Source organism: Vibrio jasicida 090810c, assembly GCF_002887615.1.
Taxonomy (GTDB): domain Bacteria; phylum Pseudomonadota; class Gammaproteobacteria; order Enterobacterales; family Vibrionaceae; genus Vibrio; species Vibrio jasicida.
The window spans coordinates 2,018,475-2,044,632 of record NZ_CP025792.1 but is presented as its reverse complement, the minus strand read 5'-3'; the positions used below and the strand labels follow the sequence as shown (position 1 = coordinate 2,044,632).

28 protein-coding genes are annotated in these 26,158 nt (G+C 43.3%); 16 read left to right on the top strand and 12 right to left on the bottom strand.

Annotated elements, in window-relative coordinates:
* Window positions 1-51: 51 nt before the first annotated feature.
* The 4 genes from C1S73_RS09665 to C1S73_RS09650 all read right to left on the bottom strand — a co-directional run bounded on the left by C1S73_RS09665 (window position 52) and on the right by C1S73_RS09650 (window position 4,435).
* Complete coding sequence (locus tag C1S73_RS09665; protein WP_009698961.1) at window positions 52-528, bottom strand: hypothetical protein; 477 nt, start codon at window positions 526-528, stop codon at window positions 52-54.
* 177 nt (window positions 529-705) lie between these two features.
* Complete coding sequence (locus C1S73_RS09660) at window positions 706-2,124, bottom strand: winged helix-turn-helix domain-containing protein (RefSeq protein ID WP_038870116.1); 1,419 nt, start codon at window positions 2,122-2,124, stop codon at window positions 706-708.
* A 318-nt stretch (window positions 2,125-2,442) separates the two neighbouring features.
* Window positions 2,443-3,456: an IS110 family RNA-guided transposase gene (locus tag C1S73_RS09655; RefSeq protein ID WP_102778952.1), complete on the bottom strand. Its 1,014-nt coding sequence runs from the start codon at window positions 3,454-3,456 to the stop codon at window positions 2,443-2,445.
* Between the two features lie 112 nt (window positions 3,457-3,568).
* Complete coding sequence (locus tag C1S73_RS09650) at window positions 3,569-4,435, bottom strand: YicC/YloC family endoribonuclease (RefSeq protein ID WP_038864819.1); 867 nt, start codon at window positions 4,433-4,435, stop codon at window positions 3,569-3,571.
* Between the two features lie 175 nt (window positions 4,436-4,610).
* On the opposite strand from C1S73_RS09650, the gene rph reads away from it, so the two are divergent.
* Both rph and pyrE read left to right on the top strand, forming a co-directional pair.
* Complete coding sequence (gene rph / locus C1S73_RS09645) at window positions 4,611-5,327, top strand: ribonuclease PH (protein WP_038864820.1); 717 nt, start codon at window positions 4,611-4,613, stop codon at window positions 5,325-5,327.
* Between the two features lie 241 nt (window positions 5,328-5,568).
* A complete protein-coding gene (pyrE, locus tag C1S73_RS09640; protein ID WP_005379384.1) occupies window positions 5,569-6,210 on the top strand; it encodes an orotate phosphoribosyltransferase in 642 nt (213 codons plus the stop codon).
* A gap of 70 nt (window positions 6,211-6,280) precedes the next feature.
* Here the strand turns inward: pyrE and C1S73_RS09635 are convergent, their stop codons facing one another.
* The 3 genes from C1S73_RS09635 to coaBC all read right to left on the bottom strand — a co-directional run bounded on the left by C1S73_RS09635 (window position 6,281) and on the right by coaBC (window position 9,187).
* Window positions 6,281-7,231, bottom strand: coding sequence for a Kdo(2)-lipid IV(A) acyltransferase (locus C1S73_RS09635; protein ID WP_038864821.1), 951 nt, complete (start codon window positions 7,229-7,231; stop codon window positions 6,281-6,283).
* 5 nt (window positions 7,232-7,236) lie between these two features.
* A complete protein-coding gene (slmA, locus tag C1S73_RS09630; RefSeq protein ID WP_005434407.1) occupies window positions 7,237-7,827 on the bottom strand; it encodes a nucleoid occlusion factor SlmA in 591 nt (196 codons plus the stop codon).
* A 160-nt stretch (window positions 7,828-7,987) separates the two neighbouring features.
* Window positions 7,988-9,187 (bottom strand): bifunctional phosphopantothenoylcysteine decarboxylase/phosphopantothenate--cysteine ligase CoaBC, encoded by a 1,200-nt coding sequence (gene coaBC, locus C1S73_RS09625; protein ID WP_038864823.1) that lies wholly within the window; start codon window positions 9,185-9,187, stop codon window positions 7,988-7,990.
* A 342-nt stretch (window positions 9,188-9,529) separates the two neighbouring features.
* Between coaBC and radC the strand changes: the two genes are divergently transcribed.
* The 5 genes from radC to mutM all read left to right on the top strand — a co-directional run bounded on the left by radC (window position 9,530) and on the right by mutM (window position 12,493).
* A complete protein-coding gene (radC, locus tag C1S73_RS09620) occupies window positions 9,530-10,204 on the top strand; it encodes a RadC family protein (RefSeq protein WP_038864935.1) in 675 nt (224 codons plus the stop codon).
* A gap of 303 nt (window positions 10,205-10,507) precedes the next feature.
* The gene (gene rpmB / locus C1S73_RS09615) at window positions 10,508-10,744 is read left to right on the top strand and encodes a 50S ribosomal protein L28 (protein WP_005467944.1); all 237 of its coding nucleotides are present in this window, start codon (window positions 10,508-10,510) and stop codon (window positions 10,742-10,744) included.
* A gap of 13 nt (window positions 10,745-10,757) precedes the next feature.
* A complete protein-coding gene (gene rpmG, locus C1S73_RS09610; protein ID WP_004410866.1) occupies window positions 10,758-10,928 on the top strand; it encodes a 50S ribosomal protein L33 in 171 nt (56 codons plus the stop codon).
* A 177-nt stretch (window positions 10,929-11,105) separates the two neighbouring features.
* Window positions 11,106-11,582 (top strand): hypothetical protein, encoded by a 477-nt coding sequence (locus C1S73_RS09605; protein WP_038864824.1) that lies wholly within the window; start codon window positions 11,106-11,108, stop codon window positions 11,580-11,582.
* Window positions 11,583-11,683: 101 nt separating this feature from the next.
* A complete protein-coding gene (mutM, locus tag C1S73_RS09600) occupies window positions 11,684-12,493 on the top strand; it encodes a bifunctional DNA-formamidopyrimidine glycosylase/DNA-(apurinic or apyrimidinic site) lyase (protein WP_038864826.1) in 810 nt (269 codons plus the stop codon).
* 24 nt (window positions 12,494-12,517) lie between these two features.
* Here the strand turns inward: mutM and C1S73_RS09595 are convergent, their stop codons facing one another.
* From C1S73_RS09595 to C1S73_RS09575, 5 genes are read right to left on the bottom strand one after another with little or no spacing between them, the layout of a single operon-like run.
* Window positions 12,518-13,441 carry a glycosyl transferase family 90 gene (locus tag C1S73_RS09595; RefSeq protein WP_038864827.1) on the bottom strand — a complete coding sequence of 308 codons (924 nt, stop codon included), beginning with the start codon at window positions 13,439-13,441 and terminating at the stop codon, window positions 12,518-12,520.
* The gene (gene coaD / locus C1S73_RS09590; protein WP_038864828.1) at window positions 13,438-13,917 is read right to left on the bottom strand and encodes a pantetheine-phosphate adenylyltransferase; all 480 of its coding nucleotides are present in this window, start codon (window positions 13,915-13,917) and stop codon (window positions 13,438-13,440) included. Before coaD ends, C1S73_RS09595 begins: the two co-directional genes overlap by 4 nt.
* Entirely contained in the window at window positions 13,914-14,945 is a 1,032-nt protein-coding gene (locus tag C1S73_RS09585; RefSeq protein WP_038864829.1) for a glycosyltransferase family 4 protein, read from the bottom strand. Before C1S73_RS09585 ends, coaD begins: the two co-directional genes overlap by 4 nt.
* Window position 14,946: 1 nt before the next feature.
* Window positions 14,947-15,729, bottom strand: coding sequence for a glycosyltransferase family 2 protein (locus C1S73_RS09580; protein WP_009707935.1), 783 nt, complete (start codon window positions 15,727-15,729; stop codon window positions 14,947-14,949).
* A gap of 38 nt (window positions 15,730-15,767) precedes the next feature.
* On the bottom strand, window positions 15,768-16,823 hold the full coding sequence (locus C1S73_RS09575) for a glycosyltransferase family 9 protein (protein ID WP_038864831.1): 1,056 nt from the start codon (window positions 16,821-16,823) through the stop codon (window positions 15,768-15,770).
* 103 nt (window positions 16,824-16,926) lie between these two features.
* Between C1S73_RS09575 and C1S73_RS09570 the strand changes: the two genes are divergently transcribed.
* The 9 genes from C1S73_RS09570 to pseI all read left to right on the top strand — a co-directional run bounded on the left by C1S73_RS09570 (window position 16,927) and on the right by pseI (window position 26,135).
* On the top strand, window positions 16,927-17,331 hold the full coding sequence (locus tag C1S73_RS09570) for a diacylglycerol kinase (RefSeq protein ID WP_038864832.1): 405 nt from the start codon (window positions 16,927-16,929) through the stop codon (window positions 17,329-17,331).
* A gap of 27 nt (window positions 17,332-17,358) precedes the next feature.
* Window positions 17,359-18,051 carry a 3-deoxy-D-manno-octulosonic acid kinase gene (locus C1S73_RS09565; protein ID WP_038864834.1) on the top strand — a complete coding sequence of 231 codons (693 nt, stop codon included), beginning with the start codon at window positions 17,359-17,361 and terminating at the stop codon, window positions 18,049-18,051.
* Window positions 18,052-18,204: 153 nt separating this feature from the next.
* Window positions 18,205-19,218: a UDP-N-acetylglucosamine 4,6-dehydratase (inverting) gene (gene pseB / locus C1S73_RS09560; RefSeq protein ID WP_038864835.1), complete on the top strand. Its 1,014-nt coding sequence runs from the start codon at window positions 18,205-18,207 to the stop codon at window positions 19,216-19,218.
* Window positions 19,215-20,390 (top strand): UDP-4-amino-4,6-dideoxy-N-acetyl-beta-L-altrosamine transaminase, encoded by a 1,176-nt coding sequence (gene pseC, locus C1S73_RS09555; RefSeq protein ID WP_170946230.1) that lies wholly within the window; start codon window positions 19,215-19,217, stop codon window positions 20,388-20,390. The genes pseB and pseC overlap by 4 nt, the downstream gene beginning before the upstream one ends.
* A complete protein-coding gene (pseF, locus tag C1S73_RS09550; protein ID WP_038864837.1) occupies window positions 20,390-21,082 on the top strand; it encodes a pseudaminic acid cytidylyltransferase in 693 nt (230 codons plus the stop codon). The genes pseC and pseF overlap by 1 nt, the downstream gene beginning before the upstream one ends.
* Before the next feature lie 3 nt (window positions 21,083-21,085).
* Window positions 21,086-22,210, top strand: a complete 1,125-nt coding sequence (gene pseG / locus C1S73_RS09545; RefSeq protein WP_038864838.1) for a UDP-2,4-diacetamido-2,4,6-trideoxy-beta-L-altropyranose hydrolase — start codon at window positions 21,086-21,088, stop codon at window positions 22,208-22,210.
* A complete protein-coding gene (locus tag C1S73_RS09540) occupies window positions 22,197-24,386 on the top strand; it encodes an HAD-IIIC family phosphatase (protein ID WP_038864839.1) in 2,190 nt (729 codons plus the stop codon). Before pseG ends, C1S73_RS09540 begins: the two co-directional genes overlap by 14 nt.
* 10 nt (window positions 24,387-24,396) lie before the next feature.
* Complete coding sequence (locus C1S73_RS09535) at window positions 24,397-25,089, top strand: hypothetical protein (RefSeq protein ID WP_170946229.1); 693 nt, start codon at window positions 24,397-24,399, stop codon at window positions 25,087-25,089.
* A gap of 8 nt (window positions 25,090-25,097) precedes the next feature.
* A complete protein-coding gene (gene pseI, locus C1S73_RS09530) occupies window positions 25,098-26,135 on the top strand; it encodes a pseudaminic acid synthase (protein WP_038864840.1) in 1,038 nt (345 codons plus the stop codon).
* The last annotated feature ends 23 nt before the right edge of the window (window positions 26,136-26,158 follow it).

The window sequence follows — 26,158 nt, the reverse complement described above, 5'->3', positions numbered from 1 at the left end:
AGACTAAACGTCATGAAGAAGCCCCATTGGATTGGGGCTTTTGATGTGACGTTATTTACCTTGTTCGTTACGCAGATACATGATGGCAACCATGCTAAAGCCAATAAATTGCCATAGATATTGTCCATCACTTGCACCTGTAATGGTTTGGGTGAAAGCCATACAACCCGTTACGAACAGAGATGCAAAAGCCGCATAGAGTAGCCATGGACGCTCTTTTCCAGCCATAAACTCACCTGCCAGCACCGAGCGAATCACCAATAAAAACGGTAAGCATTGCAAAGCAATGAGGATCGGGAACATAAAGTCAAACGTTGGACTTAGCAGTGCATGACCGACTTGGCTTTTATCCCAAGTTCCAACGATATAGCCTTTCCAGCCTGCCCAAGTATCGCCTGCATAGGCAGTATCAGGTGTAATGATGCCAAGTAGCACGCCCATCACTTTATCGATAAAGCCATTTTTGAACCAAAAGACGAAAAGAAAGATCTGGATTGGAATGATCTGAAAAGCAAACTTTTTCAACATGTGTGTATCCCAAGAAATGAATGATTTGGTTTACAAGTATGTGGAAGGTACGTTTTTTACGCTTGATGCAAGGCAAGCGAGTTGAACTCCAAACAAAAATCAAACATCCAGAATACCCATCAACGTTGGAGATGCCGACTTAACAATCGGTGAGAGCAGCGGTTTTCCGTTCTGAGGCTATTTGGCTGTTTGGAATAGGTTTGTTTTTTGTGAAGATTTAATAAGATCAAACAGTTGCCCGTTATGTTCTTTTTTCATCTCAGTATAGCGTTGGTAATTGTATTGCGAGCCTTTCGGGTTATCTGCGAGTTTGTCAGCCACACTGAGTAAGTAAAAACTGATTGGACTTGGCGTGCTTTCTGCTGCGTAAAACAAGTATGGGAAGGCTTGATCAGGATGCTGGTTGATAAGCAAAGCAAGCCCCAAAGTGAGGTTGGCAATATCACAACGTGGGTTCAGTTCGAACGCTTGCTTGGCTGAGTGAAGCGCTTGCTCTCTGTCTTCTTGTTTGTGCTCGCGTAAGTAAGCTAAAGATTCAGAGTAAGACAACAAAGCGCTGACCAAATAGCTGTCTCGCCCTTGCTGTTGAATCGTATTTAGCTGCTGAGCAATATTCGAAAAAGCGGGACCACCTTTACCTTGATAGAAAAGAGAAATCCCTTCAGAGATCACTTTCCAATCGTCATAGTTACTGATGGACGTCACGCGATGGCTCGCCACTTCGTAATCGGAACTCATTGGGGCAATGATGGCTTTGATTTCTAAAATCACATCGCCAATAGCATCGAAGAAGTTATCTTGGTTAAATGTCTTCTCTACCTTTTGGCTCTGGTTGGGTTGATGGTTGTTTTGCACCAAGACGCTAAGCACATAATTGCCTTCTACTTTCTTGATCCAACTTTTGAGCTCAACACCGTGGTTGGCAAGAGACTGCTTACTTTGTTGGGATAACTGAGAATAGTGATAACCGGATAGGTTTTTGGCTGAATTTAGACCATAGAAGAGATAGTTATATACGCTTTCTGCCATTTCAAAGTTACTGCTGGAATCGAGCGTAATATCATGAATATAAACGGGCACTACGTCACTTTGTTGTGCTGTTATCACCGTTGTTTCATCTGTGGTGTCACCATTTTTTACTACCCAAGCCATAATAAGCCCAACCGTCAGGATTGCCGCTACAGCTAAAACCATACGTTTGTTTTTAGGCTTTGCGGTACGAGTAAGAGGAACCGCTTCTTCAGTGATAGGAGGGCGCGTTATGCTTGGCTCAGTCACTTCGATATCAAATAAGTAACCTTGCTTAGGAATGGTCTGAATGATGCGATACGGACGCGTTTTGTCCTGAAGCTGACCGCGCAGTAGACTAATGACTTGTCTCACCAAGTTGTCGGAAACTTGCGTTCTTTGCCAGACATCATCGGCGATTTGCTGGGTACTCAGTACGTTCCCACGGTTCTCGATAAAGCAGTTGAGCAATCTTGCTTGCAATGGCTCTAAGTGAATCTCCTCACCATCAATCATCAACTGATTTTTATCAGGATAGAAAGAAATAGGGGAGTCATGTTGCAGGACGAAGCAATGCGGACGAGTCATGGCGATTCAATGGTTTAGAAGTAACCACACAAGACTATTGGTTTTATATATAGGAAGCAAGTGAAGCATCAGCAAATAAAAATGTATGGTCCGCCCCGTTATTGCAACTACAATTTAGTAATAACGGAGTTGGTTTGCGCTAATGTATTCGGAGTCCACGTTGGGAACATTAACTTCCCCGCTCCACGATGATATCCGCGCCAGATTATCCTTAAAAGCCCCAAAGCAACTAGGTGCTATTTTTTGTATCAGGTTACTAATCTGGCCGTTCGACCGTTTTTGTCATCACGTTCATTGGCGTTGCAAACTTGGTTATGGCTATACAGCCTTAAAAGCTTGGCGGTGGTACAACACCGCCCAAGCTATTCTTGCTAGCTTATTGGCAAGTGCGACTACCACTACATTAAACGGCTTTGTTGCTCGTAAATTGACTAACCAATCTCCAAACACTTTTCCTGTTGTTTCTATCCTAGATAGCACGGACCTCGCTCCATGTATAAATAGAGCGCGAAGGTGTTTGTTCCCTCGTTTACTCATGCCTAATAGCTTTGATTTGCCACCCGTTGAATACTGCCTTGGAACGAGTCCTAGCCATGCAGCCATCTCGCGACCTCCACCAAAGTTTGAAGGAGAACTGATATTGGCCACACACAACGTTGCTGTTAAATCACCAATACCAGGAATACTCTTCAAAAGTTCAGCATTTTCATTATTTTCAGTAATCGCTTTCAGTTTTCTATCTTGAGTAGATACTTGCTCATTTAGGTATTTATAGTGCTCATGAATCGAGAGCAACTCAGCGACCAGGCTTGGTGGTAGTTTTATATCTTGCTCGGCCAACCACTGAAATAGCGCTTTCATCTTGGCATGGCCTTTAGGAAAACTCAGCCCAAACTCAAGTAGTATTGCTCCAATTCGGCTCATACAAGCCGTTCGTTCTTTGATATAACCATCCCTCACTCGATGGATAGCTGCGATTACCTGAGCTTCCTCTGACTTGGCAGAGACAAATCTCATGCTTGGTCGACTCGCTGCTTCTGCTACTGCAGCCGCATCAATAAAGTCGTTCTTATTACCTTTGACGTAAGGTTTTACATATTGAGGCGGGATAAGTCGAACTCGATGCCCATAGGCTTCACACTTTCTCGCAAGCCAGTGAGCACCACCACAGGCTTCAAAAGCGATGATGGTAGGTTCAAGTACAGATAAGAAACGGAGTAGTTGGCTTCGACTAAACTTACGGCGAATAACGTCTTTGCCAGTGTGATTGTTGCCAACCGCATGAAAGCAGTGCTTGCCTAAATCGATACCTAAGATGTGAATGGTAGACATATGGTTCACCTCGTTCTGAGAGCCTACTCTAAGCGTAGGGCTTGAGAGTGAGGCGGACCATATAATTAGCCCCGCAGTGCGAGGCTCTTTAGATATCTCATCGAGGTCTTTATTACTCGATGTTCTGAATTTGTTCGCGCATTTGCTCAATCAGAACTTTCAGTTCAACACCTGATGCAGTGATGTCTGTGCTGATTGATTTTGACGCTAGCGTGTTCGATTCACGGTTGAACTCTTGCATCATGAAATCTAAACGACGACCGACTGCGCCACCTTTCTTCAGGATGTTTGTGGTTTCTTTTACGTGAGAATCAAGACGGTCTAGCTCTTCTGCTACGTCTGATTTCTGCGCCAGAAGGATAAGCTCTTGCTCAACGCGAGATGGGTCTAGCTCTACTTTCGCATCTTCAAACTTCGAGAACAGACGCTCACGTTGCCACTCTAGGATTTCTGGCATGCGTGCGCGCACTTTCACGACTTCTGATGTGATCGCTTCTAGGCGTTGTTCGATAAGCGCTTTCATGTTGTCGCCTTCACGGCCACGCGCTTCGATGAACTCACCAATTGCTTCATCAAATGCAGCAAGCAGTTCTTTGTTCACCTCATCCATATTTTGTTCAGGTGTTTCCATCACACCAGGCCATTGCATGACTTGGAATGGGTTGATGCGGCTTAGCTCACCAGTCATGTGCATCACTTGCTCAGCAGCTTTGATCACTTGGTTTGCCAGTGCTTCGTTAATGCTAAGCTCTGCTTTTGCTGCTGGGTTTGCTTCAAAACGCAGATTACATTCTACTTTGCCGCGAGCTAGGCGCTTACGAAAACGCTCACGCAGTACTGGCTCAAGAGCACGGAACTGTTCTGGCATGCGGAAGTAAGTTTCTAGGTAGCGTTGGTTTACACTGCGGATCTCCCACACTGCGCTGCCCCAATCGCCTTTTACTTCTTTGCGCGCATACGCTGTCATACTGTAAATCATCGAATTTTCCTGTCTTTTAAATTTGCTGAAAATTACCACGCAATAGTAGCACAGCAAGATGGCAGAGGCTTTGCTATTCTGTGACGAGATTGTCCAGATAGCTTTATTTAATCGATTCCGTTATAATCTGCGCCCAACCAAATCGTCTTCTCCTCATTACTTAAGGTAGATGCCCATGCGTCCAAACGATCGCAAGGCGGACCAAGTTCGCCCAATCAAAATTACTCGTAACTACACAGCTTACGCTGAAGGCTCAGTGTTAGTTGAATTTGGTAACACCAAAGTGTTGTGTAATGCGACCGTTGAAGAATCTGTGCCTCGTTGGCTAAAAGGTCAAGGTAAAGGCTGGGTAACGGCTGAATACGGCATGCTACCTCGTGCGACTCACTCGCGCACTCGTCGTGAAGCGGCGAACGGTAAGCAAGGTGGTCGTACGATGGAAATCCAACGCTTGATCGCACGTAGCCTACGCGCTGTGGTTGATCTACAAGCGATGGGTGAGTTCATGATCACGGTTGACTGTGATGTTATCCAAGCAGATGGCGGTACTCGCACTGCATCTATCAGCGGCGCAAGCGTTGCAATGGCCGATGCGTTCCAACACCTAGTGGATAGCGGCAAGCTAAAAGCAAACCCAATGAAAGGTCACGTAGCGGCAGTTTCTGTTGGTTTACTAGGTGATGATGTTCTGTGTGACCTTGAGTACGTTGAAGATTCAGCGGCAGACACAGACATGAATGTAGTGATGACAGAAGAAGGCAAGATGATTGAAATTCAGGGCACCGCAGAAGGTGAACCGTTCAGTCATGAGCAGCTGATGGCTCTGTTAGAGTCGGCGAAAGTCGGCATTACGGAAATTGTCGCAGCGCAGAAGGCGGCGTTAACCAATTGATTTTAATAGCTCCCATTATGGGGGCTATTTTTTTATCTCCGTCGTATATGAATCTACAGCGTTGTTCGCTGCGCTTTTCTACTGGAGCGCCAGTCCGACCTATTTACATAGGAAGACTATGCTCATAGGGATAGAAAAACTTGCTGCCTAGCTGTAAATCCATCTACTTAGGAGATAACGCATTAGTGTTTATTAACTGCTTGGGAATATGGATACCAAGCCTGTATTTAGAGAGAAAATAATGAAAGCATACCAGCGTGAATTTATTGAGTTTGCACTTGAGAAAGAAGTTCTTAAGTTTGGTGAGTTTACTTTGAAATCTGGCCGTAAAAGCCCGTACTTCTTTAACGCTGGTCTTTTCAATACTGGTCGTGACCTAGCACGTCTTGGTCGTTTTTACGCAGCAGCACTGGCGGACTCCGGCATTGAGTTTGATGTACTGTTTGGCCCTGCATACAAAGGTATCCCAATCGCGACTACAACAGCAGTAGCGCTAGCGGATCACCACGACATCGACACGCCTTACTGCTTCAACCGTAAAGAAGCAAAAGACCACGGCGAAGGTGGCAACCTTGTAGGTTCTGCTCTTGAAGGTCGTATCATGCTAGTAGATGACGTAATCACAGCAGGTACCGCGATTCGCGAATCAATGGAAATAATCCAAGCAAACGGTGCGGACCTAGCAGGTGTATTAGTTGCGATTGACCGTCAAGAAAAAGGCAAAGGTGAGCTGTCTGCGATTCAAGAAGTGGAGCGTGACTTTGGTTGTGCAATCATCTCAATCGTTAGCCTGACTGACCTTGTGACTTTCCTTGAAGAGAAAGGTACAGATAAAGAGCACCTAGAAGCAGTAAAAGCGTACCGAGCAGAATACGGCATTTAATTGTTCTTTCATCATTAAAGAAAAAGGGGCTGGTGGATATCCATCAGCCCCTTTCTTTTATCTTTATCACTTACTTATAGCGAATACCTTTTGGCGCAGTTTCATCAGCCATGGTCTTGTAGCGCTTGTGCAGCCACATCCACTGCTCTGGTGCGCGCAGAATCACTTCTTCTACAAAGGTGTTCATATAAGCCGCTGCCGCTACTTCGTCTTTTTTCGGATAGTCGGCTTCAATGCACTTATCAGCGATGATTTCATACTTACCATCTCCATTTCGGAAGCCAGAGCCCGGAATTATCGAGCACTTGGACGTGTAAGCCAGAATGCTGGTGCCAGTTGTAGTACAAGCGTCTTCAATTGCGAAGAAAGGGACGAATACCGATTTGTTACGACCGTAATCGTGATCCGGTAAGTAAAACAAACGCTCACCGCTGCGTAGAACACGAATCATTTGTTTAACGTCTTTGCGGTCAATGAGTTTGTTGCCGTTGTGTGTGCGTCCCCAGTACTGAATGAAGTTGTACGCTGGGTTATTGTGCGGGCGGAAAGCGCCATAGCCTGCAACACCTAACACGCCGAAAGCACGAGCGGTGATTTCAAGATTTAAAGCATGCACACAACACAGTAGTACACCTTTACCTTCTGCGGCTTTCTCACGAAGTGCGACTAGGTCTTTCTCAATGATCAGAGTTTTGAAACGCCATGTCGGCCAAAACCAAGTGATACCGGTTTCGATCAGCGCCATACCGGTATTCTTGAAGTTCTCTTCAATAATGTGTTGGATCTCTTCAGGCGCTTTATCTGGAAAAGCCAGTTCAAGGTTACGTGTCGCGACATGGACACGACCTTTGCCATAGCGCATGCCGAGGTGGCCGAGTGTGCTACCTAACGATAGCAACATGCGGTATGGAAGGATATTGACTACGATAGCCAAAAAGCCAAAGCCGAGCCAAACACCCCAGTTACGAGGGTGGAGAAGTGAAAGAGAAAACTCCGGCTTAGTGAATTTGTCTTTACTCATAATCTCTACTTAATTTGTGCGCTAAGAAGTGCCCAATACTCGTCAAAGTTCGCGGTTGGTTGGTATTTGAAATCACTACGAACAAAGCGGTTCAAGCTGCCTTCAACTTGTCCTAGGATTTGAGCGGCTAAAATGCGCTCTTCCACTGGGAACGATTTGCCTTCACGGATCTTACGTTCACGTAGGATCTGACGAAGCTGTGTTTCGATACGTTCAAACAGTTGGTTGATGCGATCGCGTAGGCGCTCATTTTCAAACATTAGAGCATGACCAGAAAGAATGCGTGTCAAACCTGGGTTACGTTCTGAGAATGCCAAGATAAGGTGCATTACCATACGAATGCGCTCTAGCGTGTCTTTCTCATCATCCAAAATGCGGTTGATGCGAGTCATGAGTGCTTCTTCGATGAACTCAATCAAGCCTTCAAACATGCGAGCTTTACTTGGGAAGTGGCGGTAAAGTGCCGCTTCTGAAACACCGACCTGTTTCGCCAATTTTGCCGTAGTAATGCGTGAAGCCCCTTCTGTAGATTCAAGCATCTGCGCGAGAGCTTGCAAGATTTCTTCACGACGATTGGATTTTTTACTGCCGGCCATTTAGTTACTTCCTTTCAAAATACAAAGTTGAGCGGAGGGGATTATAAGATGCTCTTTGGCATCAAACTAGACCAGTGAGGAGGTAATGGGAGCTTTAACACCCTCACTTGTCATGTTTGTACCAAATTTGTGCCAGTTTTCTATGAAAAGCGAATGGTAATTACATCAATTCGTGCATTTTTTCCAAAATTCTGAAACTTAGCGCTTCTTTGGATTCTAGTGCCAACGCCTGTTCGCCTTCTGGCCAGAATAAAGTGATAGCATTGTCGTTACTGTTAAAACCTTGGCCTTCAACAGAAACATCGTTCGCACAAATCATATCGAGTTTTTTCTTTACCAGTTTACCGCGAGCGTAGGTTTCTACGTCATTGGTCTCTGCTGCAAAGCCAACAGTGAATGGACGTTGCACAGTCATATTGGCGACGGCCGCTACGATATCAGGATTTTTGACCATGTTGATGGTCATCTGATTGTTGTTTTCGATCTTTTTCAACTTTTGAGACGCTACATTTTCTGGACGGTAATCTGCTACGGCGGCGCAGCTAATGAAAGCTTCGTGGTTCGGCGCGTGAGCTATTACAGCATCATGCATCTCTTGTGCACTCGCAACATTGATACGCTCAACACCTGCTGGCGTATTCAAGCTGACGGGTCCACTGACTAGCGTGACCTTCGCTCCCAATTGCGCAGCGGCATTTGCTAGTGCAAAGCCCATCTTTCCTGAGCTATGGTTAGAAATGTAACGCACTGGATCAATTGCTTCACGAGTTGGACCTGCGGTGATCAATACCGATTTTCCTGCCAACAGTTTCGGTTGGAAGAACTGCTCACATAAGCCGACAAGTTGCATTGGCTCTAGCATTCGACCAGGGCCCACATCGCCACATGCTTGCTCACCGGCCGCAGGGCCCCAAATATGCATACCACGGCGTGCAAGTGTCGCGATGTTTTCTTGAGTTGCGACATTGCGGTACATCTGTTGATTCATTGCTGGAGATACCGCTACTGGTGAATCTGTCGCAAGTACTAACGTAGTAAGCAAGTCATTACCCATGCCTGCCGACATACGTGCAATCAAATCTGCAGTTGCAGGAGCAAGAAGAACCAAATCTGCCCATTTTGCCAGTTCAATGTGACCCATCGACGCTTCTGCTGCTGGGTCTAACAAGCTATCCGACACCGGGCGTCCAGAGACTGCCTGCATGGTTAAGGGAGTAATGAACTCCTTCGCCGCTTTGGTCATCACTACTTGAACTTGCGCGCCTCTTTCTATTAGGCGACGGGTTAGCTCCGCACATTTATACGCGGCAATACCGCCACTGATGCCGAGTAGAATTTTCTTTCCTGCTAGTGTTTGCATGTGAGATCTCCAATTTTTCTGGCGACGAGTTTAGCACAACTGAATCTATCATCGCCCAAGCAAATCTGATGAGAAGCTAATCCATATCAAACTACAGAATATTAATTATTGGGATTTCTAGAGCCTCAATAATGGTTTTTTGTGTTCAAATTTTAGAGAAGAGGTCTATGCCTTTTTAAGAAATCCACAGGAGAGAAAAGACGATCTGGTTGAACGCGGTACATTCTGATGGATTGCTAAATTACATAAAAAAGCTGCGGCTAACGGAAAAAACAAAAGTCAGTTTCGAATTTCTGCTTTTGTTTTGTGCAATAGGAGTTCACTAGTGAAAGAGAGCTCATGATGACCCTTAAATCCCTACCTACTGATTCTATGCCACGAGAGAAGTTGCTACGCAGAGGGCCGCAAGCTTTGAGCGATGCTGAATTATTGGCGATTTTTCTTCGCACTGGCACACAAGGTATGAATGTCATCGAATTGGCTGATTTTCTTATTCAAGATTTCGGTTCACTTCGCCAGCTTTTTTCTGCAACCGAAAAAGAGTTCTGCCAACACAAAGGGTTGGGACAAGCGAAATACGTGCAGTTACAAGCCGTCTTGGAAATGACGCAACGTTATTTAGCCGAAACCTTAAAGCGTGGTGATGCATTAACCAGCCCCGAACAAACTAAAATGTATCTTTCTTCTATATTAAGAGATCGACAAAGAGAGGCTTTCTACATTCTTTTCTTAGATAACCAGCATAGAGTAATAAAAGATGAGATTTTGTTTGAAGGCACACTAGATGCCGCGTCGGTTTATCCAAGAGAAGTCGTCAAGCGAGCCTTGCATCACAACGCAGCTGCTTTGATTCTGGCACACAATCACCCGTCTGGTGTTGCAGAGCCGAGCCAAGCAGACAGACGAATTACGCGACGATTAATCGATGCTTTAGCGCTGGTGGATATACGGATTTTGGACCATTTCGTTATCGGTGATGGCGAAAGCGTTTCTTTTGCAGAAAGAGGGTGGATATAACTGTGCATTTTTTAGGTTGTTAGTTGCTAAAAATCTGCTATCATCCTCGCCACTAAATTTTTAACTGAATTCAGCTTGGACTGCTAGAAAAAACCTGCTGTCTAAAAAAAGATCACGAAAACCTGTAAAAAGGATCTGTTCGGGTCTTGAGCAATGCATATCAAGTTAGTATAATGCGCGACCTTTGATAGCCTTGTATGGATTTTCCATAGCGGTTCTTAACCTCTAACTTCTTTCCGAGAAATAGAGAGGTTCGGCCACCAAGGTTGATATCGAGCTGAAACGATTTTGGAGAAGACATTCATGTCACGAGTATGCCAAGTAACTGGTAAGCGTCCAGTAACGGGTAACAACCGTTCACACGCACGAAATGCTACTAAGCGTCGTTTTCTGCCGAACCTACAAACTCATCGTTTCTGGGTAGAGAGCGAAAAACGTTTTGTTAAACTACGCCTTACTGCAAAAGGTATGCGCATCATCGACAAGAAGGGTATCGATACTGTTCTTGCTGATATCCGTGCACGTGGCGAAAACGTTTAAGAGGAAATAGGCAATGGCAAAGAAAGGCGTTCGTGAGAAAATCCGTCTAGTATCTTCAGCAGGTACTGGCCACTTCTACACAACAGATAAGAACAAGCGTAACATGCCAGGCAAATTTGAGATCAAGAAATTTGATCCAGTTGTACGCCAGCACGTTATGTACAAAGAAGCTAAAATCAAATAATTGGTTTTGTCTCTTTGACGATTTAAAAAGCCCAACTCTCGAGTTGGGCTTTTTATTACCTAAAATTCAGTAATCCTTCACTTCATCCCTTCTTTCACGTGTTTCCATACAGATGTTCTAGTCAAAATTCATACGCTTTGGTAGTTTGTTGATAACTACAGGAGATTAGGAACTGCTATGCGCGTTAGTCCGGCCCGTCGCCGTCGTTGGAACAATATTCTTATCCTAGGCATCATCGTTTTTATGGTGATCTTGAATGCGCCAACCTTGATCAAAACCTACCTTGTCGAAGAACCTGTGGATCCTTACCCCAATTTATTGCGCTCTGATCATGAAGTGAGTGCTATTTACTTCTCAGGTTGGGAATTGGAGAAACAAAATGGGCAATGGCAATCGAACATTAAAGCTAATATTCCCGTACAAGAGATTGTGACTCGTTGGCAATCTTTGGAAGGGACTGAGCTGACCTCAGAACAATACGATAATTTAAAGTCTCAGTTGTCTTCTCCAGAAAGTATTGAGATCTGGTACCAAGACTTAGAAGAACCGCAACGAGTGACCTTTTATCGGCTTGGCGACTTTTGGTTGTTTAAAAACTGGCAAGATAAATGGATTGCGATTTCTGTTGATGGCAACTACATCATGCCCAAGTAAGCCTTACGAATAACCCTTTTCAAAGGCTGTGTTTGTCTTTGTTCTTTTCGATTATGCTAGCCACCCAATATCAATGCTCTTAGCGTTTTAAGGAGAATTAAATGCCTGAATTACCAGAAGTTGAAGTAAGCCGAATGGGCATCAGTCCACACATGGTTGGCGAGACGATTAAGGCATTTGTATTCCGAACCCCGAAACTGCGTTGGGATATCCCTCAAGAGTTGAAGAAGCTAGAAGGGCAGGTGATTCGTAATATCAGTCGCCGCGCTAAGTATCTGTTGATTGAAACGGACGAAGGTACTGCGATTGTTCATTTAGGAATGTCGGGTTCACTGCGTGTGCTTGATGCTGATTTTCCTCCAGCAAAGCACGATCATGTTGATCTCAAACTTACTAATGGAAAGATACTGCGCTACAACGATCCACGCCGTTTTGGCGCATGGCTGTGGAGCGCACCAAATGAATCACATGCTGTATTAGGTCATATGGGACCAGAACCTTTGACTGAAGAGTTCAATGCTGATTACGTAGCGGAGAAAGCCAAAGGTAAGCGCGTTGCGATTAAACAGTTCATTATGGACAATAAAGTCGTCGTCGGAGTCGGAAACATCTACGCCAACGAATCATTGTTTAAATCACGCATTCATCCCACTCGCCCTGCAGGTAAGCTAACCAAAAAAGAGTGGCAATTGCTGGTGGAGAACATCAAAGCCACGTTAGAGATCGCCATTCAGCAAGGCGGAACCACACTTAAAGATTTTGCCCAAGCAGATGGCAAGCCAGGTTACTTCGCACAAGAATTATTAGTTTACGGAAAAGCCGGAGAGCCATGCCCAGAATGCGGCGAAGCTCTCCAAGAACAAAAGATAGGCCAACGCAATACCTTCTTCTGTGGGGAATGCCAGAAGTAAAAACTTAAGAGAGGAAGGACAAGATTACATTTGTCCTGACTTCTCGAAGTATTTTTTCGCGACTAATAATGAAATTAAACGCTCGCGTTTTTGATCTCGGAACTGATCGACCCATGTGTGAGCGTTTTTGATGATGCTTTCCGCTTCTTCTGGATGCGCGGTGTAGTACTCCATTTTCTCAATTAAATCAGAGTAGTCATCCGCAACTTCAACATAGTGAATGCCCGCTTCGAGGCGACCCTCCATAAACCAAGTCTCATACTTAGGTTTAGACATGATGACCAGAGAGTTTGAAGACATTGCCCATTTTAGGTTGGTTGCAACATCATTTCCTTCAATGGCAAGTAAAAATTTATATTCTAATTGCTCTTCTACTGACATAAAGCCTTTTTCCCAAGGCTCACCTTTGGATGGTTGAGTTTGGCCAATGTTGCATAGAGGGTGATTGTAGAATTGCTTAATAACCTCTTGTCTGTGTTTTTGATAACCTACACCACGCCAAGCTGTCATGTCTTTTTTGTTTCTAAATTGTTTAGAGTCAGAGATAAACTGAAAATGACGAATCTCATTTAGTTTTAGTAATACGGAGTTTTGATTATCTTCTCTGATAGGTCGACTTTTAAGAAAGCTTGGCAGCTCAGGTATATGACGAATATCTCCGTTCAAAAACTGAAAGAAGTACTGTGACGGAAACGACTTTACTACCTTGTGAAGATCAAAGTAGTACGTTGTTCCTCCGGTCTTCTTGTACTTTCCCACATGAGTCGACTTGCTTTCGAGCAGTTCAAATTGCGCGTTAAGCTTGTTGTAGTAATCAACTCTATCTTGGATATAAGAATCTATAGATGAAGCCTGAACAAGGTTATTGGCCAGTGCTTTACGAATCGTATTTGGTATTAAGACTTGTAGGCTATTAGAGAAGTAGTATTTGAACTTTCTAAAACTCATTTGGCTACCTTTGTTTTGATAGCGGTATGAACGCATTTTGGAACAAACTGCTCGACATCACCGCCATGGATTGCTACTTCACGGACGATGGTAGAAGAGAGAAAAGCATACTCTTCTGCTGGTGTCAGGAACACGCTCTCAACACCTGGTAACAGTTTGCGGTACATGCTCGTTAGACCAAATTCGTATTCAAAGTCGACAGTTGTTCTAAGGCCACGCACCAGTACATTTGCTTCTTGCTCACGAGCAAAATCAACCAGTAAGCCACTAAAACCAGCGGTTGATACATTGCTTAAGTGCGCTGTTGATTCTTCAACAAGTTTTACTCGTTCTTCTAGGCTAAACAGTGTTCTTTTCGAAGGGCTTGCAGCGACACCGATAATAATTTGATCAAACATGTCTGCGGCACGCGTAATGATATCTAGGTGACCGTTAGTGATTGGGTCAAACGTTCCTGGGTAAATGACTTTTTTCATTGTAAAACTTTCTCGTAAACATCTACGTATTGGTTAGCAGTGTAGTTGATATCAAATAACTTCAGTTTCTCTTGCCCACTGGCGATGAAGTCTTGTTGAAGCTTTTCATCTTGAGCAATCTTCATTATTGCATTCGCCAACTCTTGTGCATTACCTGGTTCAACAAGTAAGCCATTTGAGTTGTGGTCGATAATGTCGGGGATACCACCTGCATTAGTACCTATAACAGGTAAACCAGAGCCCATCCCTTCCAAAATGACAGAGCCAAGCCCCTCTGTGTAAGAAGGATGAACCTGCAAATCTGCCGCAGCAAACCAATCCCCCATATTGTTTTGTTTGCCCTCGAAACTGATGTTAGTTAGGCCTTGTGCTTGAGACTCAAGTGCCTCTCTCTCTGAGCCATCACCTAGCAAACAAAAATGGACAAAGGGTGCGGACTTTTCTAATAGCCTTGCCGCGTCGACAGTGACATTGAAGCCTTTATGTTTCAGCATGTTTGCTCCATGTATCACTATAAATTTACCTGAGAAGCGGTCTTTAATCGCTTGTACCGTTTCAGCGTTAGTAGGGTATGTCACCGGTGAACTTGGGATCTTGTAGGTTACTGAAGTTGGGTAAGCGTCTTTCACTCTCTGAACTATTTCAGTACTTAGACCTACCACAGCGGAGGCTTTCGAATAGGCTAAGTTTGCCAACCATTTCTTTTTCAATGCGTTGTCGATTCGGCGAGTGACAATATATGGTTTGCCGTAGAGCATATGTTGGATCAGAGCCCAATAAATGGCACGCCCTTCATGCACATGGATCAGAGCACAATCCTTAGTGATAGATTTTGAGTGTGCTTTGGTAAAGTGGCTCGCTAATACCACTTTAACGCCTAACGCTTTTGCCGCATCGGCGAAAGGGCTTTTAGGGTTTGCAACAACTGTCAGTTGATAGCCGAGCTTTACTTGCTGCTTAATGAGTTGTAGCGTCTGATTCTCGCCACCATGGTATCCAGAAGCTAAGTTAACGTGGCAAATATTCATGTTATTGCTCTTTATTATGTTTTTTGACGTAATCACGCAGCCACAGGTCTGCATAGCGAGTAAAGGTCGTATTTGCACTTAGTACGGCGAGTAAAAAACCATGTCGACCATCTAAGAAGCCACGTTTAATAATATACATTTTGAAGAAACGGAAGAAACCATGGGTAAATGCACTAAAAAGTGAGGCTGACTTTTTACCTTCACGCTGGTCTGCCCAAGATTGCATGTACAGTTGGGTTTTTCGCGTGTACTCACCAAGCTTTTCATAAGTAAAATGCTTCAAACGGCCATTTAATGAAACAACTTTAAAGCCATCGGGAATAACAACGCTTTCATGAACGAGCGCGTCGTTGTATTTCGTTTCTGATGTTTTGTATAAACGTACAACCCAATCAGGTGACCAGCCTGAGTAACGAATCTCTTTTGCAAAGGCTGTCGTCAGTCGGTTCACTCGGTAAATGTTTTTATCGCAGTGTTGGCTGATTGCGTTGAGTATGTCTTCGCGTAATTCATCGGTAACACGCTCATCGGCATCCAACCAAAGCACGAAATCCGATTCCACATAGTCTTGAGCAAGCTGGCGTTGCTTGCCAAACCCAGGCCATTCTAAATTGGTATAAAACTTATCAGTATACTGCCTAGCGATCTCTTCAGTGGTGTCAGTACTACCTGAATCTAGAAGAACAATCTCATCGACCCAATCTTTTACTGTGTCTAGACAAGCTTTCAGGTGCTTCTCTTCATTTTTTACGATCAACGCGACGGCTAAGGTAGGTTTAGACAAGGTAGTTTCCTTCTTAAACAATCTTCTACAGGTATATTTTATTGATATTGTGGATACAAATCTTCTACGACTTGCTCGAACATTGCTACGACACGGTCGCTTGTGATGCGGCTCATTGCTGCTTCATCCTTTGCTCGGGTTCGCCAACTTAATTCTTGGCTAGTCTTTCCTGTTTCTGCAAGAATCACTTCTTCATATACAGATACGGCATACTTTAAAAAGCGATAAGGACCTACTCGAATAGGATTGTGATGGGCATATAAACCAATAATCGGTGTGTTCATTGCACTCGCCATGTGGGCTGGGCCAGTATCTGGTGCTATCACCATCTGCACCTTATCAGTTAAAGCTAGCATTTGTAGGATGGAGCTTTCTCCTACTAAGTTTAAACAAGGTTCACGCAACAAAGCTTGAATCTCATTTGCTAGGTCAACTTCGACCTTTGCAGGACTGCCCGCTAGTATGACATTCCAGCCTTTCTCTCGCGCATGATTAATGACATCCACATAACCCTTCGCGTTCCAGTTCTTGTAGGCTTTACTTGCTCCGGGAACCAATAACAAGTTTGGTTGCACCGTATCTAGTTTTGCCTTAGCCCAAGTACTATCCTCTTCTGAGTAAGATAAAGACCAAGATAGTTCCGACTGAGGCACACCAATTTGATGGGCAAACGCCATTAAACCATCCGCAACATGCAGAGAGCTTGGTGAAGGAACTTTGACATTGGTGAACAAAGTTTGAAAATCTTGGCTACGGTCAGAAGAGAACCCAAGTTTGTATTTCGCTTTAATACCTAACGTCGCCACGCTCGCTCGAATAGCATATTGCATATGAAGCAAAGCATCGAACTCGCGCCCTTTGAGCTGCTTCCACAGTGACTTGTAGCCATCAAGTCCTGCTTTTTTATCAAAAAAAATCACCTCAACGTTATTTATCGCTTGTAGCAATTGAGCTTCAAGTTTGCCTGTAATCCAAGTGATATGGGTATCAGGCCATTGTTTTTGAATCGCTTGAACCGTCGCGATAGTATTGCAAACGTCACCAATTGCAGATAAACGCAATATACAGAGTGAAGAAGGGGCAGAAGTGAACATAGTTATTGTCTGATCAGATAAATAGATGCAGGTAAATTATGCAGACATCCCCAATAAATGTAAAATACACCGCTTCTATACTGAGCACTGACGAGTCTTCGCAATGTCAAATAGCCAACAACATCAATCTCCAAATTCGGGTAAACCTGGAAACACTGGTTTAAAGCGCATCATCAAAGCGACGGGATATTCTGCGAAAGGCTTAAGGGCGGCGTTTAAACACGAAGCGGCGATTAGACAAGAGCTTGTGATGCTAGCCATTGCCATCGTTTTGGTTTGTGTTTTTGACTTGAGTGTCATAGAACGCATTTTGATGCTTGGTGTCGTCGTTCTTGTTCTGATTGTTGAGTTGATCAATTCCGCGATAGAGGCGGTAGTGGATCGCGTAGGCGTCGAACATCATGAGTTGAGTGGGCGCGCAAAAGATATCGGCTCAGCGGCAGTTATGGTGGCATTAGCGTTCGCTGGATTCACATGGCTGTATATATTATTCAGCCTTTATCTCTAAATCACTTTAGCTGTGAGTATCAAAGATATGATTAAAACTTCACAACAAGGTAATTGCGCTATTTGGTTTGATGATGAAATCATTTCGGACCCAACATTGCCATTATTTGATGCCGGCTATTGGCAAGAACAAGGTAAAATCTTGGGCAGCGCTTCTGGTCGAGGAACAACCTGGTTTGTTCAACTAGACTCTATGCAAGCCGCCCTTCGACATTATCGCCGAGGTGGTCTATTCGGCAAACTTGTGAAAGACCAATACTGGTTTTCTGGTTGGGAGCAAACTCGAAGTGCTCAGGAGTTAAATCTTTTGCAGATTTTGATAGATGCCGGCGTCAATGTTCCTCGCCCGATTGCCGGGCGATCAGTTAAAACAGGTTTGACTTACCAAGCGGATCTGCTCAGCGAAAGAATCCCAAATGCCAGAGACTTGGTCAGTATTTTGCAAGAAAAACCATTACCGGAAGTGATGTACCAGAAGATTGGGCAAGAAATTGCCAAGATGCATAAAGCTAATGTGAATCATACCGATTTGAACATTCATAACATCTTAATTGACGACCAAGACAAAGTCTGGATTATCGACTTTGATAAGTGCTGTCAGCAATCAGATGGTGATTGGAAGCAAAGCAACCTAGACAGATTGAAGCGCTCGTTTTTGAAAGAGAAAAAGAAGCATCAAATTCATTGGCATGAGTCAGACTTTGAATTGCTAGCAAAATAGCGAAGAACGTTACGCTAGCTGAATTTCCACTAGTTTAAATTACTTAACGCAACCGCTTTTGCAAAATGCTAAAGTTAGACTAGTAACGTTGATATAATAAATTTACTTATTGAATGGGCAAAATCGCCTGTAGGTATACAGTAAGAGCATACTATGTTGAATTCTAAATCAATTTTAATTACTGGCGGCACTGGTTCGTTCGGTAAACAGTTCATTAAAACCATTCTTGAACGCTACCCAGAAGTGAAGAAAATCATTATTTTTTCTCGCGATGAACTAAAACAGTTTGAGCTTAAGCAGAAGTACCCAGCAAAAGATTTCCCACAACTTCGTTTCTTTATCGGTGATGTTCGCGATCAAAACCGCATGATTCAAGCCTGTGAAGGTGTTGATGTGATTATTCATGCTGCAGCGATCAAACAGGTAGATACTGCTGAATACAACCCGACAGAATGTATCCGAACTAACGTTGATGGTGCAGAGAATGTTATCCATGCAGCGCTGCAGTGCGGTGTTAAAGATGTTGTAGCGTTATCAACGGATAAAGCATGTGCACCAATTAACCTATATGGAGCAACCAAACTTGCTTCGGATAAGTTGTTTGCAGCGGCGAACAACATCAAAGGTTCGAAAGATATCCGTTTCAGCGTAGTGCGTTACGGCAATGTAATGGGCTCGCGTGGTTCCGTGATCCCATTCTTTTTGAGTAAACGTGAAGAAGGTGTATTACCGATTACTCACGAAGAGATGACACGCTTTAATATCTCATTGCAAGATGGCGTGAACATGGTGATGTATGCGCTTGAAAACCATTTAGGTGGTGAGATTTTTGTACCAAAAATCCCATCTTACAAGATTTTGGATATCGCAGAAGCGATTGCTCCAGAATGTGAGACTAAAGTTGTAGGTATTCGTCCAGGTGAAAAGCTCCATGAAGAGATGATCACCGATACTGATTCGCTGAATACGATCGATCTTGGTAAATACTACGCAATTTTGCCTTCTGTTTCGTTTACTTATTCGGAGCAAGAATACCTCGACCACCACAAAGCTGAAAAAGTACCGTTTGGTTTCAAATACAATTCGGGTACAAATACAGAGTGGGAAAGTATTGAAGGCCTACGTGAGCTGATCAAAGAGCACGTTGATCCAAACTTTACAGTGTGAGAACAGTAGTGATTCCTTACGGTAAGCAAGATATTAATCAACAAGACATTGACAGTGTTATTGATGTTTTGAAGTCGGATTTTCTGACGCAGGGACCCAAAGTACCAGCATTTGAGCAAGCACTTATCGGTCATACAGGTGCAAGCTACGCGTTGGCTGTGAATAGTGCTACATCAGCATTACACATTGCTTGTCTTGCTCTGGGGCTAAGTGAAGGGGATTGGCTCTGGACGTCACCTATTACCTTCGTAGCGTCAGCAAACTGCGGTTTGTACTGTGGTGCACAGGTCGACTTCGTAGATATTGACCCTGATACTTACAATATGTGTCCAAAACACCTTGAGGAAAAGTTAATCAAAGCGAAAGCTGAAGGTAAGCTTCCGAAAGTTGTTGTGCCGGTGCACTTATGTGGTCAACCATGCGATATGGTGGCGATCGCCAAACTGGCGAGAGAGTACAACTTCAAAGTCATTGAAGATGCTTCACATGCAATTGGCGGCAAATATCAAGGCTTGCCTATAGGGAATTGCGAACACTCGGATATCACTGTCTTTAGCTTCCATCCAGTTAAAATCGTAACGACGGCGGAAGGTGGTGCAGTCATGACCAACCAGAAGGCTTTGTCTGACAAGATGACTTTGCTTCGAAGTCACGGTATTACTCGTGACCCTGAGCAAATGGAGGGCGAAAGCCATGGTGGCTGGTATTATCAACAGGTTGATTTAGGTTTTAACTACCGTATGACCGAGCTTCAGGCGGCACTGGGTGTATCTCAGATGCATCGTTTAGATGCTTTTATTACTGCTCGTCATCACCTTGCAGACCGTTACAATCAGCTATTGAAGTCTTTACCAGTGGTATTGCCATATCAATTGGAGAATACTTACTCGGGCCTTCACCTTTATGTGATACGTTTGCAGTTGGACAAAATCTCTTTAACACATAAAGAGGTGTTTGACGCACTGAGAGATAAAGGTATTGGAGTTAACCTGCATTACATCCCAGTCCATACACAACCTTACTATGAAAAAATGGGGTTCAGTGAAGGTGATTTCCCAGAATCTGAACGCTATTACCGCGAAGCGATTTCTCTTCCGATGTTCCATGCAATGAGTGAAGAGCAGCAGGATACAGTCGTTCAAGTTCTCACTAAAATATTGCAGGAGCGCTAATGAAAGTTGCGATTATTCCAGCTCGTGGTGGTAGTAAGCGTATCCCACGCAAGAATATTAAGGAATTTAATGGCAAGCCGATTATTGCCTACTCGATTGAAGCAGCCCTTGAGTCTGAGTGTTTCGATAAAGTAGTGGTTTCTACTGACGATAAAGAGATAGCTGATGTTGCTTTGCATTACGGGGCTGAAGTCCCATTTATGCGTCCAGAAGCGGTCTCCAATGACTATGCGACGACGGCAGATGTCATTTTACATGCACTTGATTGGTTTGAAGAACAAGCCATTTCGATAGAGTATATTTGTTGTATCTATGCTACAGCGCCATTTATTGCAATTGAAGACATTCAGTTAGCCCATCAAATGCTTCTGGAAGATCCTGCAGCAAGCTACTGTTTTCCTGTGTGTGAATTTCCTTTCCCAATTCAGAGAGGCGTTAAGTTAACAGCTGGCAATCGAGTTGAAATGTTTCAACCAGAACACTTTAATACTCGCTCTCAAGATTTAGAGACTGGCTACCACGATATAGGGCAGTTTTATTGGGGGAAACCAAAGGCATACCGAGATAATATTCCAATGTTTTCAAATTCGGCTATTGCCTTGCCTGTATCAAGAAATCGGGTGGTAGATTTGGATACCCAAGAAGATTGGGAATTTGCTTTGCTTCTATCTAAAGTATTACAAGGAAGTTGAACATTGTTAGTCGGTATTCGGGTTGACGCTTCTCTGAAAATGGGTACGGGCCATACATTCAGAATGTTAACGTTGGCGAATAGATTGAAGCAACAAGGACATGAAGTAATCTTCATTAGCCGTCGACTCAGAGGAAACTTGATTGCTTTAGTCAAAGAAAAGCACTCCGTAATAGAGTTGCCGGAACCAGGCGTTGATTTTGTTCCCAGCATACACTGTGGACATGCAGCTTGGTTAGAAGTCTCGTACGTGCAAGAAATCGCTCAAACACGAGAGGCACTAACGTTCTATCTCAAAAGTAAAGGGAAAAGACAACTTGATTGGCTTGTCATCGATCATTATGCAATTGAAAAGGATTTCCAATTAGCCGTTAAGTCTCACAGCAAGAACATTTTGCAGATCGATGACTTAGCTGATAGACCACATATATGTGATGTATTGCTAGACCAAAACTTCTATCGTTCAGGCGAAGCTCGTTATGACGATCTTCTTCCAACAGAAAGTTTACGTCTATGTGGTCCTAGGTATGCGTTGCTTAGGGAAGAGTTTGCCGTGTCGCGACGTAACCTTCCAGTTTATCAATCAAGATTAATGCAGAAAAAAGTCGTTTTGTTTTTTGGTGGTGTAGACATTGCCAACGAAACAGAGAAAGCTTTAAAAGGCCTTTTAAGTGTAGATAGTGACGACTCTTTTGACGTTATTATTGGGGTGAACAATCCTCATAGAGAAGCGCTTGCGGCACTGTGTAAAGAACATCTGGATAGAGTGACTCTCCACATCCAAGTAGAGAACATGATGGACTTCTTTTCATCAGCGTATCTCTACATCGGCGCAGTTGGCGCTACTACATGGGAGCGATGTGTATTGGCACTTCCTGGGATAGTATGTTCAGTTGCGGATAACCAAAAAGATCTAGCAATAAATTTACATCAAATAGGGGGGCATCATTATTTAGGTTTAAATACAGACCTAACTTCTAGTGATTATGCCAATGCCTATAAGCTTTTTAGCTCGGAGCCTGCATTACTTCATACTCAATCTAAATTATGCGCTGAGCTTATTGATGGTAAAGGCTGCGAAAGAGTTGTTAAACAGTTAGAAGAGATCTCAAGAAATGACTACATTTAGTATTCGCCTAGCTACCAATGAAGATAAATGGATGGTATTAGATTGGCGCAACCACCCAGACGTTAGGGCGGTAATGCTGACCAACCATGTCATTCAGCGTGAGGAGCACTCAACATGGTGGGATACTACGTTAGCTTCCGAAGATCGATGTTTGCTCATACTAGAGCGACTGGGTCAGCCTGTTGGTGTAATTATATTTAATCGAATAGATCAAATAAAGAAAACAGCATGGTGGGCTTTTTATTTAGATAACGCCAGCTTGGAAAAAGATAATAAGATAGAGATATGGTTTGAAGCTGAAAAGTTAGCACTGGACTACGCTGGCAACACTCTAAATCTGCACGAGATGTATGGAGATGTGGTAGATGAAAACGAAGCTGTTTTTGAGTTGCATAAAAAGTTTGGATTTGAAGAGTGTGAACCACCTGCTGGCCTTGTAGAGACAAATCGTTCAATACGCTACCTAAAATACACGTGGACAAAGAATAAACCAGATTTAAGAGCAAGGCTTTACCTTTGTGCTTCGCATAATACGGACTTCTTGACTGATGCATTGTGTCGAAAAAGTGGTCATTATCTGCAGTTTCCTTATCAAATAAAGAAGCTTGAGTTTGGACGTTATCAACTAGACTTATTGGACGAGTCCAGTGTGGAGTTGAACCATCAAGACTCTTGTTATGTTTTTTTAGAGCGTATCGAAGATCTTTTTCCTGATATTTATACATTGCCAACAGAGTCCTCTCTTCTAGAGACTGAGAAGCGTATTGCCGAGTATCTCTCTTTTATTCGACAAATTGCTACTCGTGGTAATAACAAAATATATGTCGCCGATTTCTGCATTCAAAAGGGTTTTCCTTATTCCTTAGAAGAGCAGTTTACAGGGTCAAAAGTACAACGTTTAGTTGGGGATTGGAATGATTCTCTTCAAGCACTTAAAGCAGAAAATCTTATTGAAATCGTGCCATATTCTCAGGTCATCCAACGAGTCGGACATTCTTTTTCAAATAAATATTGGTATATGGCACGAGCACCTTTCTCTATTCAGTGTTTGGAAGCTTACAGTCAGGCCATTATAGGTAGTGTATTCGCATCACAAGCACTCTCAGCTAGGGCTTTGATTCTAGATTTAGATAATACGCTGTGGCAGGGAGTTATCGGTGATGATGGGTTGGAAGGTATTGCTCTAGGTGGGGATTACCCAGGTAATATCTATAAAGAGCTCCAGTCACTTTTCCTCGCTTTGAAAGAGCGTGGTATCTTACTTTCCATTTGTAGTAAGAACACAGAGCAAGTCGCGTTAGATGCCATTGAGTCTCACCCCGAGATGCGCTTAAAGAAAAGTGATTTTGTTGCTCATCGTATTAACTGGGCGCCAAAATCTCAGAACATTAAAGAGTTGGCTCAAGAATTAAATCTTGGCGTTCAATCTCTCTGCTTTATTGACGATAATCCAGTTGAACGTGCTGAAGTTCGTCGTAACATCCCAGGTATTTTTGTTCCTGAATTACCTGAAGACCCAGCAGATTGGTATGACTATATTTGTCACTTACCTGAGCTTTATGTTGTTCAAGTTAATGAATCGGATAAGCGTCGGGCAGAGCTTTATAAAAAGCGAGTTGATATTCAGAAAGCTCAGGCTAACTTTGCTGATAGAAATGAGTTCTTAGCAAGTTTGGAAATGGATGTCCGCATTGAGCCATTAAGTGAGTCAAACTTTGATAGAACTTATCAGCTCTTTAGCAAAACTAATCAGTTCAACACTACGACTACACGTTATAGCAAAGAGGAGTTGCAGAAGTGGCTCGGATCGAATCAGCGCCTAGTTTTGCATGTTCAAGCAAAAGATAAGTACTCAAGTGAGTATGAAGGTGTTGCTGCACTAGTCATCATTTGTGATAACAAAAAATGGGTTATCGATAACTTTGTAATGTCGTGTCGAGTGATGGGTAGAGATATTGAAAATGTGATTCTTGAGCAGCTTATCCATCAAGCGAAAGCTATCAATATAAGTTCGGTTATTGGGCGCTACGTTAAGAGTCAAAAGAACATGCCAGTGGAACATCTATACTCAAAGAACGACTTTGAAAAGCAGAATGATGATTGTTGGCTGTTTGATTTGGATAATAAGCCATTACCTGAAAGAACAGAAGTTATGAAGTTACATTGGAATATGTAAGAGTATGAGTATGAATTCAAATACAATGTTTTCCGCTTTAGGTGTCTTATATGTTGACCATTATACAGTCACAACTAGAGACTTAATGGATACACTTAAAGATTTCTTATCGATCCCCAGTACAAAGTTACTCCGTGGGCCAGGCGAAGATCCTAATCGCAATGTGCTCTATGCATTCGTTGAGTTAAATGGGATTGGAGTTGTAGAAATCCTATCGCCAACCAATGACAACTCTCCAATTACAGAACACGCGGGGGCATATAACCTTTGCTATACAGTGCAAGATTTAGATAGTGCAGTTAAAACCGCGGAAGAAAGATTTGACGCCGTACTTGTTGAATCACCAAAAGTCGAGATCGCCTTTGATGGTCGAAGATCAGCATTCTTAAAGCACCCATCACATGGCCTTTTCAAATTGCTGGAAAGTATCCCTACTTCAATTGCTTTTGATATTTCTCACCTTCAAAGTGATGAGCAATGCGTGCAAAAAGATAAGTTGTTGGCAATCTATAATAATGTTGTTGGCGATAGAGAGACAGAGTTCAACAACGTAAATATGAAAAGCTGCGCTGAGTGGGATTCATTTAAACATTTACTTCTCATGATGGAAGTTGAAAAACAGTTCGAAGTGAAAATACCAGCAGCAGAAATGTCCTCCTTAAGTTCATTAGACAAGATAGACGCTTACCTGTCGAAAAAGTAAAGGCAATTATGAAGATAGCAAACCGACAAATTGGCCAAGGGCACAAACCATACATTATTGCAGAAATGTCTGGTAACCATAATGGTGACATCAATCGAGCAATTGCACTGATCAAGGCTGCGAAAGAAGCGGGTGCAGATGCCGTCAAGTTACAAACATACACAGCTGATACGATTACAATTAACCACGATAGTGAAGAGTTTATGATTCGTGGAGGGCTTTGGGATGGCGCTAAGCTTTATGATTTGTATGAGCAAGCACATACACCTTGGGGGTGGCACAAGACATTATTTGATACAGCTGAAGAAGTTGGCATAACAATTTTCAGCTCTCCTTTCGATCATACAGCAGTCGACTTTTTGGAAAGCTTGAATGCACCAGCGTACAAAATTGCCTCATTTGAGTTGATTGATCTTCCTTTAATTAGAAAAGTTGCTTCCACAGGGAAGCCTATGATCATGTCAACTGGAAATGCGGACTTAGGCGAGATAGAAGAAGCTGTAGCAGCGGCGAAAGCTGCAGGAGCAAAGGATATCGTCTTGCTACACTGTACCAGTGGTTACCCAACACCAGCCTCTCAGGCGAATATATCGACAATGGCAGTAATGCGTGATGGCTTTGATGTAGAAGTTGGATTGTCAGATCATACTATGGATATCGGCGTGTCTGTTGCAGCGGTAGCGTTGGGCGCATGTGTTATTGAAAAGCACTTTACTTTATCGCGTGCAGATGGTGGTGTAGATTCGGCATTTTCTCTTGAAAAAGAGGAGCTCAAATCTTTGGTAGTAAACTGTACCATGGCTTATGAAGCTATTGGTAAGCCAAATTTTGTTAGCACGGAAGCAGAACTTCAGACTAAATGCCATCGCCGTTCTTTATACATTGTCAAAGACATCAAAGAAGATGAAGTGTTCACAGAAGAGCATGTTCGCTCGATTCGACCTGGGAATGGTATTTTACCAAAATACCTAGATGAAGTTATAGGCTCTGTGGCGACACAAGATTTAAAGTTTGGTACACCATTGCAGTTTTCACACTTTGTATAATTGAAAGGGAGTTTATATAACTC

Bases quoted from the DNA above. Each gene is read 5' to 3' on its own strand.
- pseI (WP_038864840.1), top strand. From the start codon at position 25,098: ATGAAGATAGCAAACCGACAAATTGGCCAAGGGCACAAACCATACATT.
- C1S73_RS09570 (WP_038864832.1), top strand. From the start codon at position 16,927: ATGTCAAATAGCCAACAACATCAATCTCCAAATTCGGGTAAACCTGGA.
- pseF (WP_038864837.1), top strand. From the start codon at position 20,390: ATGAAAGTTGCGATTATTCCAGCTCGTGGTGGTAGTAAGCGTATCCCA.
- C1S73_RS09650 (WP_038864819.1), bottom strand. From the start codon at position 4,435: ATGATTTACAGTATGACAGCGTATGCGCGCAAAGAAGTAAAAGGCGAT.
- rpmG (WP_004410866.1), top strand. From the start codon at position 10,758: ATGGCAAAGAAAGGCGTTCGTGAGAAAATCCGTCTAGTATCTTCAGCA.
- C1S73_RS09540 (WP_038864839.1), top strand. From the start codon at position 22,197: ATGACTACATTTAGTATTCGCCTAGCTACCAATGAAGATAAATGGATG.
- C1S73_RS09605 (WP_038864824.1), top strand. From the start codon at position 11,106: ATGCGCGTTAGTCCGGCCCGTCGCCGTCGTTGGAACAATATTCTTATC.
- mutM (WP_038864826.1), top strand. From the start codon at position 11,684: ATGCCTGAATTACCAGAAGTTGAAGTAAGCCGAATGGGCATCAGTCCA.
- pseB (WP_038864835.1), top strand. From the start codon at position 18,205: ATGTTGAATTCTAAATCAATTTTAATTACTGGCGGCACTGGTTCGTTC.
- C1S73_RS09655 (WP_102778952.1), bottom strand. From the start codon at position 3,456: ATGTCTACCATTCACATCTTAGGTATCGATTTAGGCAAGCACTGCTTT.
- rpmB (WP_005467944.1), top strand. From the start codon at position 10,508: ATGTCACGAGTATGCCAAGTAACTGGTAAGCGTCCAGTAACGGGTAAC.
- slmA (WP_005434407.1), bottom strand. From the start codon at position 7,827: ATGGCCGGCAGTAAAAAATCCAATCGTCGTGAAGAAATCTTGCAAGCT.
- C1S73_RS09585 (WP_038864829.1), bottom strand. From the start codon at position 14,945: ATGAATATTTGCCACGTTAACTTAGCTTCTGGATACCATGGTGGCGAG.
- C1S73_RS09575 (WP_038864831.1), bottom strand. From the start codon at position 16,823: ATGTTCACTTCTGCCCCTTCTTCACTCTGTATATTGCGTTTATCTGCA.
- pyrE (WP_005379384.1), top strand. From the start codon at position 5,569: ATGAAAGCATACCAGCGTGAATTTATTGAGTTTGCACTTGAGAAAGAA.
- rph (WP_038864820.1), top strand. From the start codon at position 4,611: ATGCGTCCAAACGATCGCAAGGCGGACCAAGTTCGCCCAATCAAAATT.
- C1S73_RS09565 (WP_038864834.1), top strand. From the start codon at position 17,359: ATGATTAAAACTTCACAACAAGGTAATTGCGCTATTTGGTTTGATGAT.
- C1S73_RS09535 (WP_170946229.1), top strand. From the start codon at position 24,397: ATGAATTCAAATACAATGTTTTCCGCTTTAGGTGTCTTATATGTTGAC.
- C1S73_RS09665 (WP_009698961.1), bottom strand. From the start codon at position 528: ATGTTGAAAAAGTTTGCTTTTCAGATCATTCCAATCCAGATCTTTCTT.
- radC (WP_038864935.1), top strand. From the start codon at position 9,530: ATGACCCTTAAATCCCTACCTACTGATTCTATGCCACGAGAGAAGTTG.
- coaBC (WP_038864823.1), bottom strand. From the start codon at position 9,187: ATGCAAACACTAGCAGGAAAGAAAATTCTACTCGGCATCAGTGGCGGT.
- C1S73_RS09595 (WP_038864827.1), bottom strand. From the start codon at position 13,441: ATGAGTTTTAGAAAGTTCAAATACTACTTCTCTAATAGCCTACAAGTC.
- C1S73_RS09635 (WP_038864821.1), bottom strand. From the start codon at position 7,231: ATGAGTAAAGACAAATTCACTAAGCCGGAGTTTTCTCTTTCACTTCTC.
- C1S73_RS09660 (WP_038870116.1), bottom strand. From the start codon at position 2,124: ATGACTCGTCCGCATTGCTTCGTCCTGCAACATGACTCCCCTATTTCT.
- coaD (WP_038864828.1), bottom strand. From the start codon at position 13,917: ATGAAAAAAGTCATTTACCCAGGAACGTTTGACCCAATCACTAACGGT.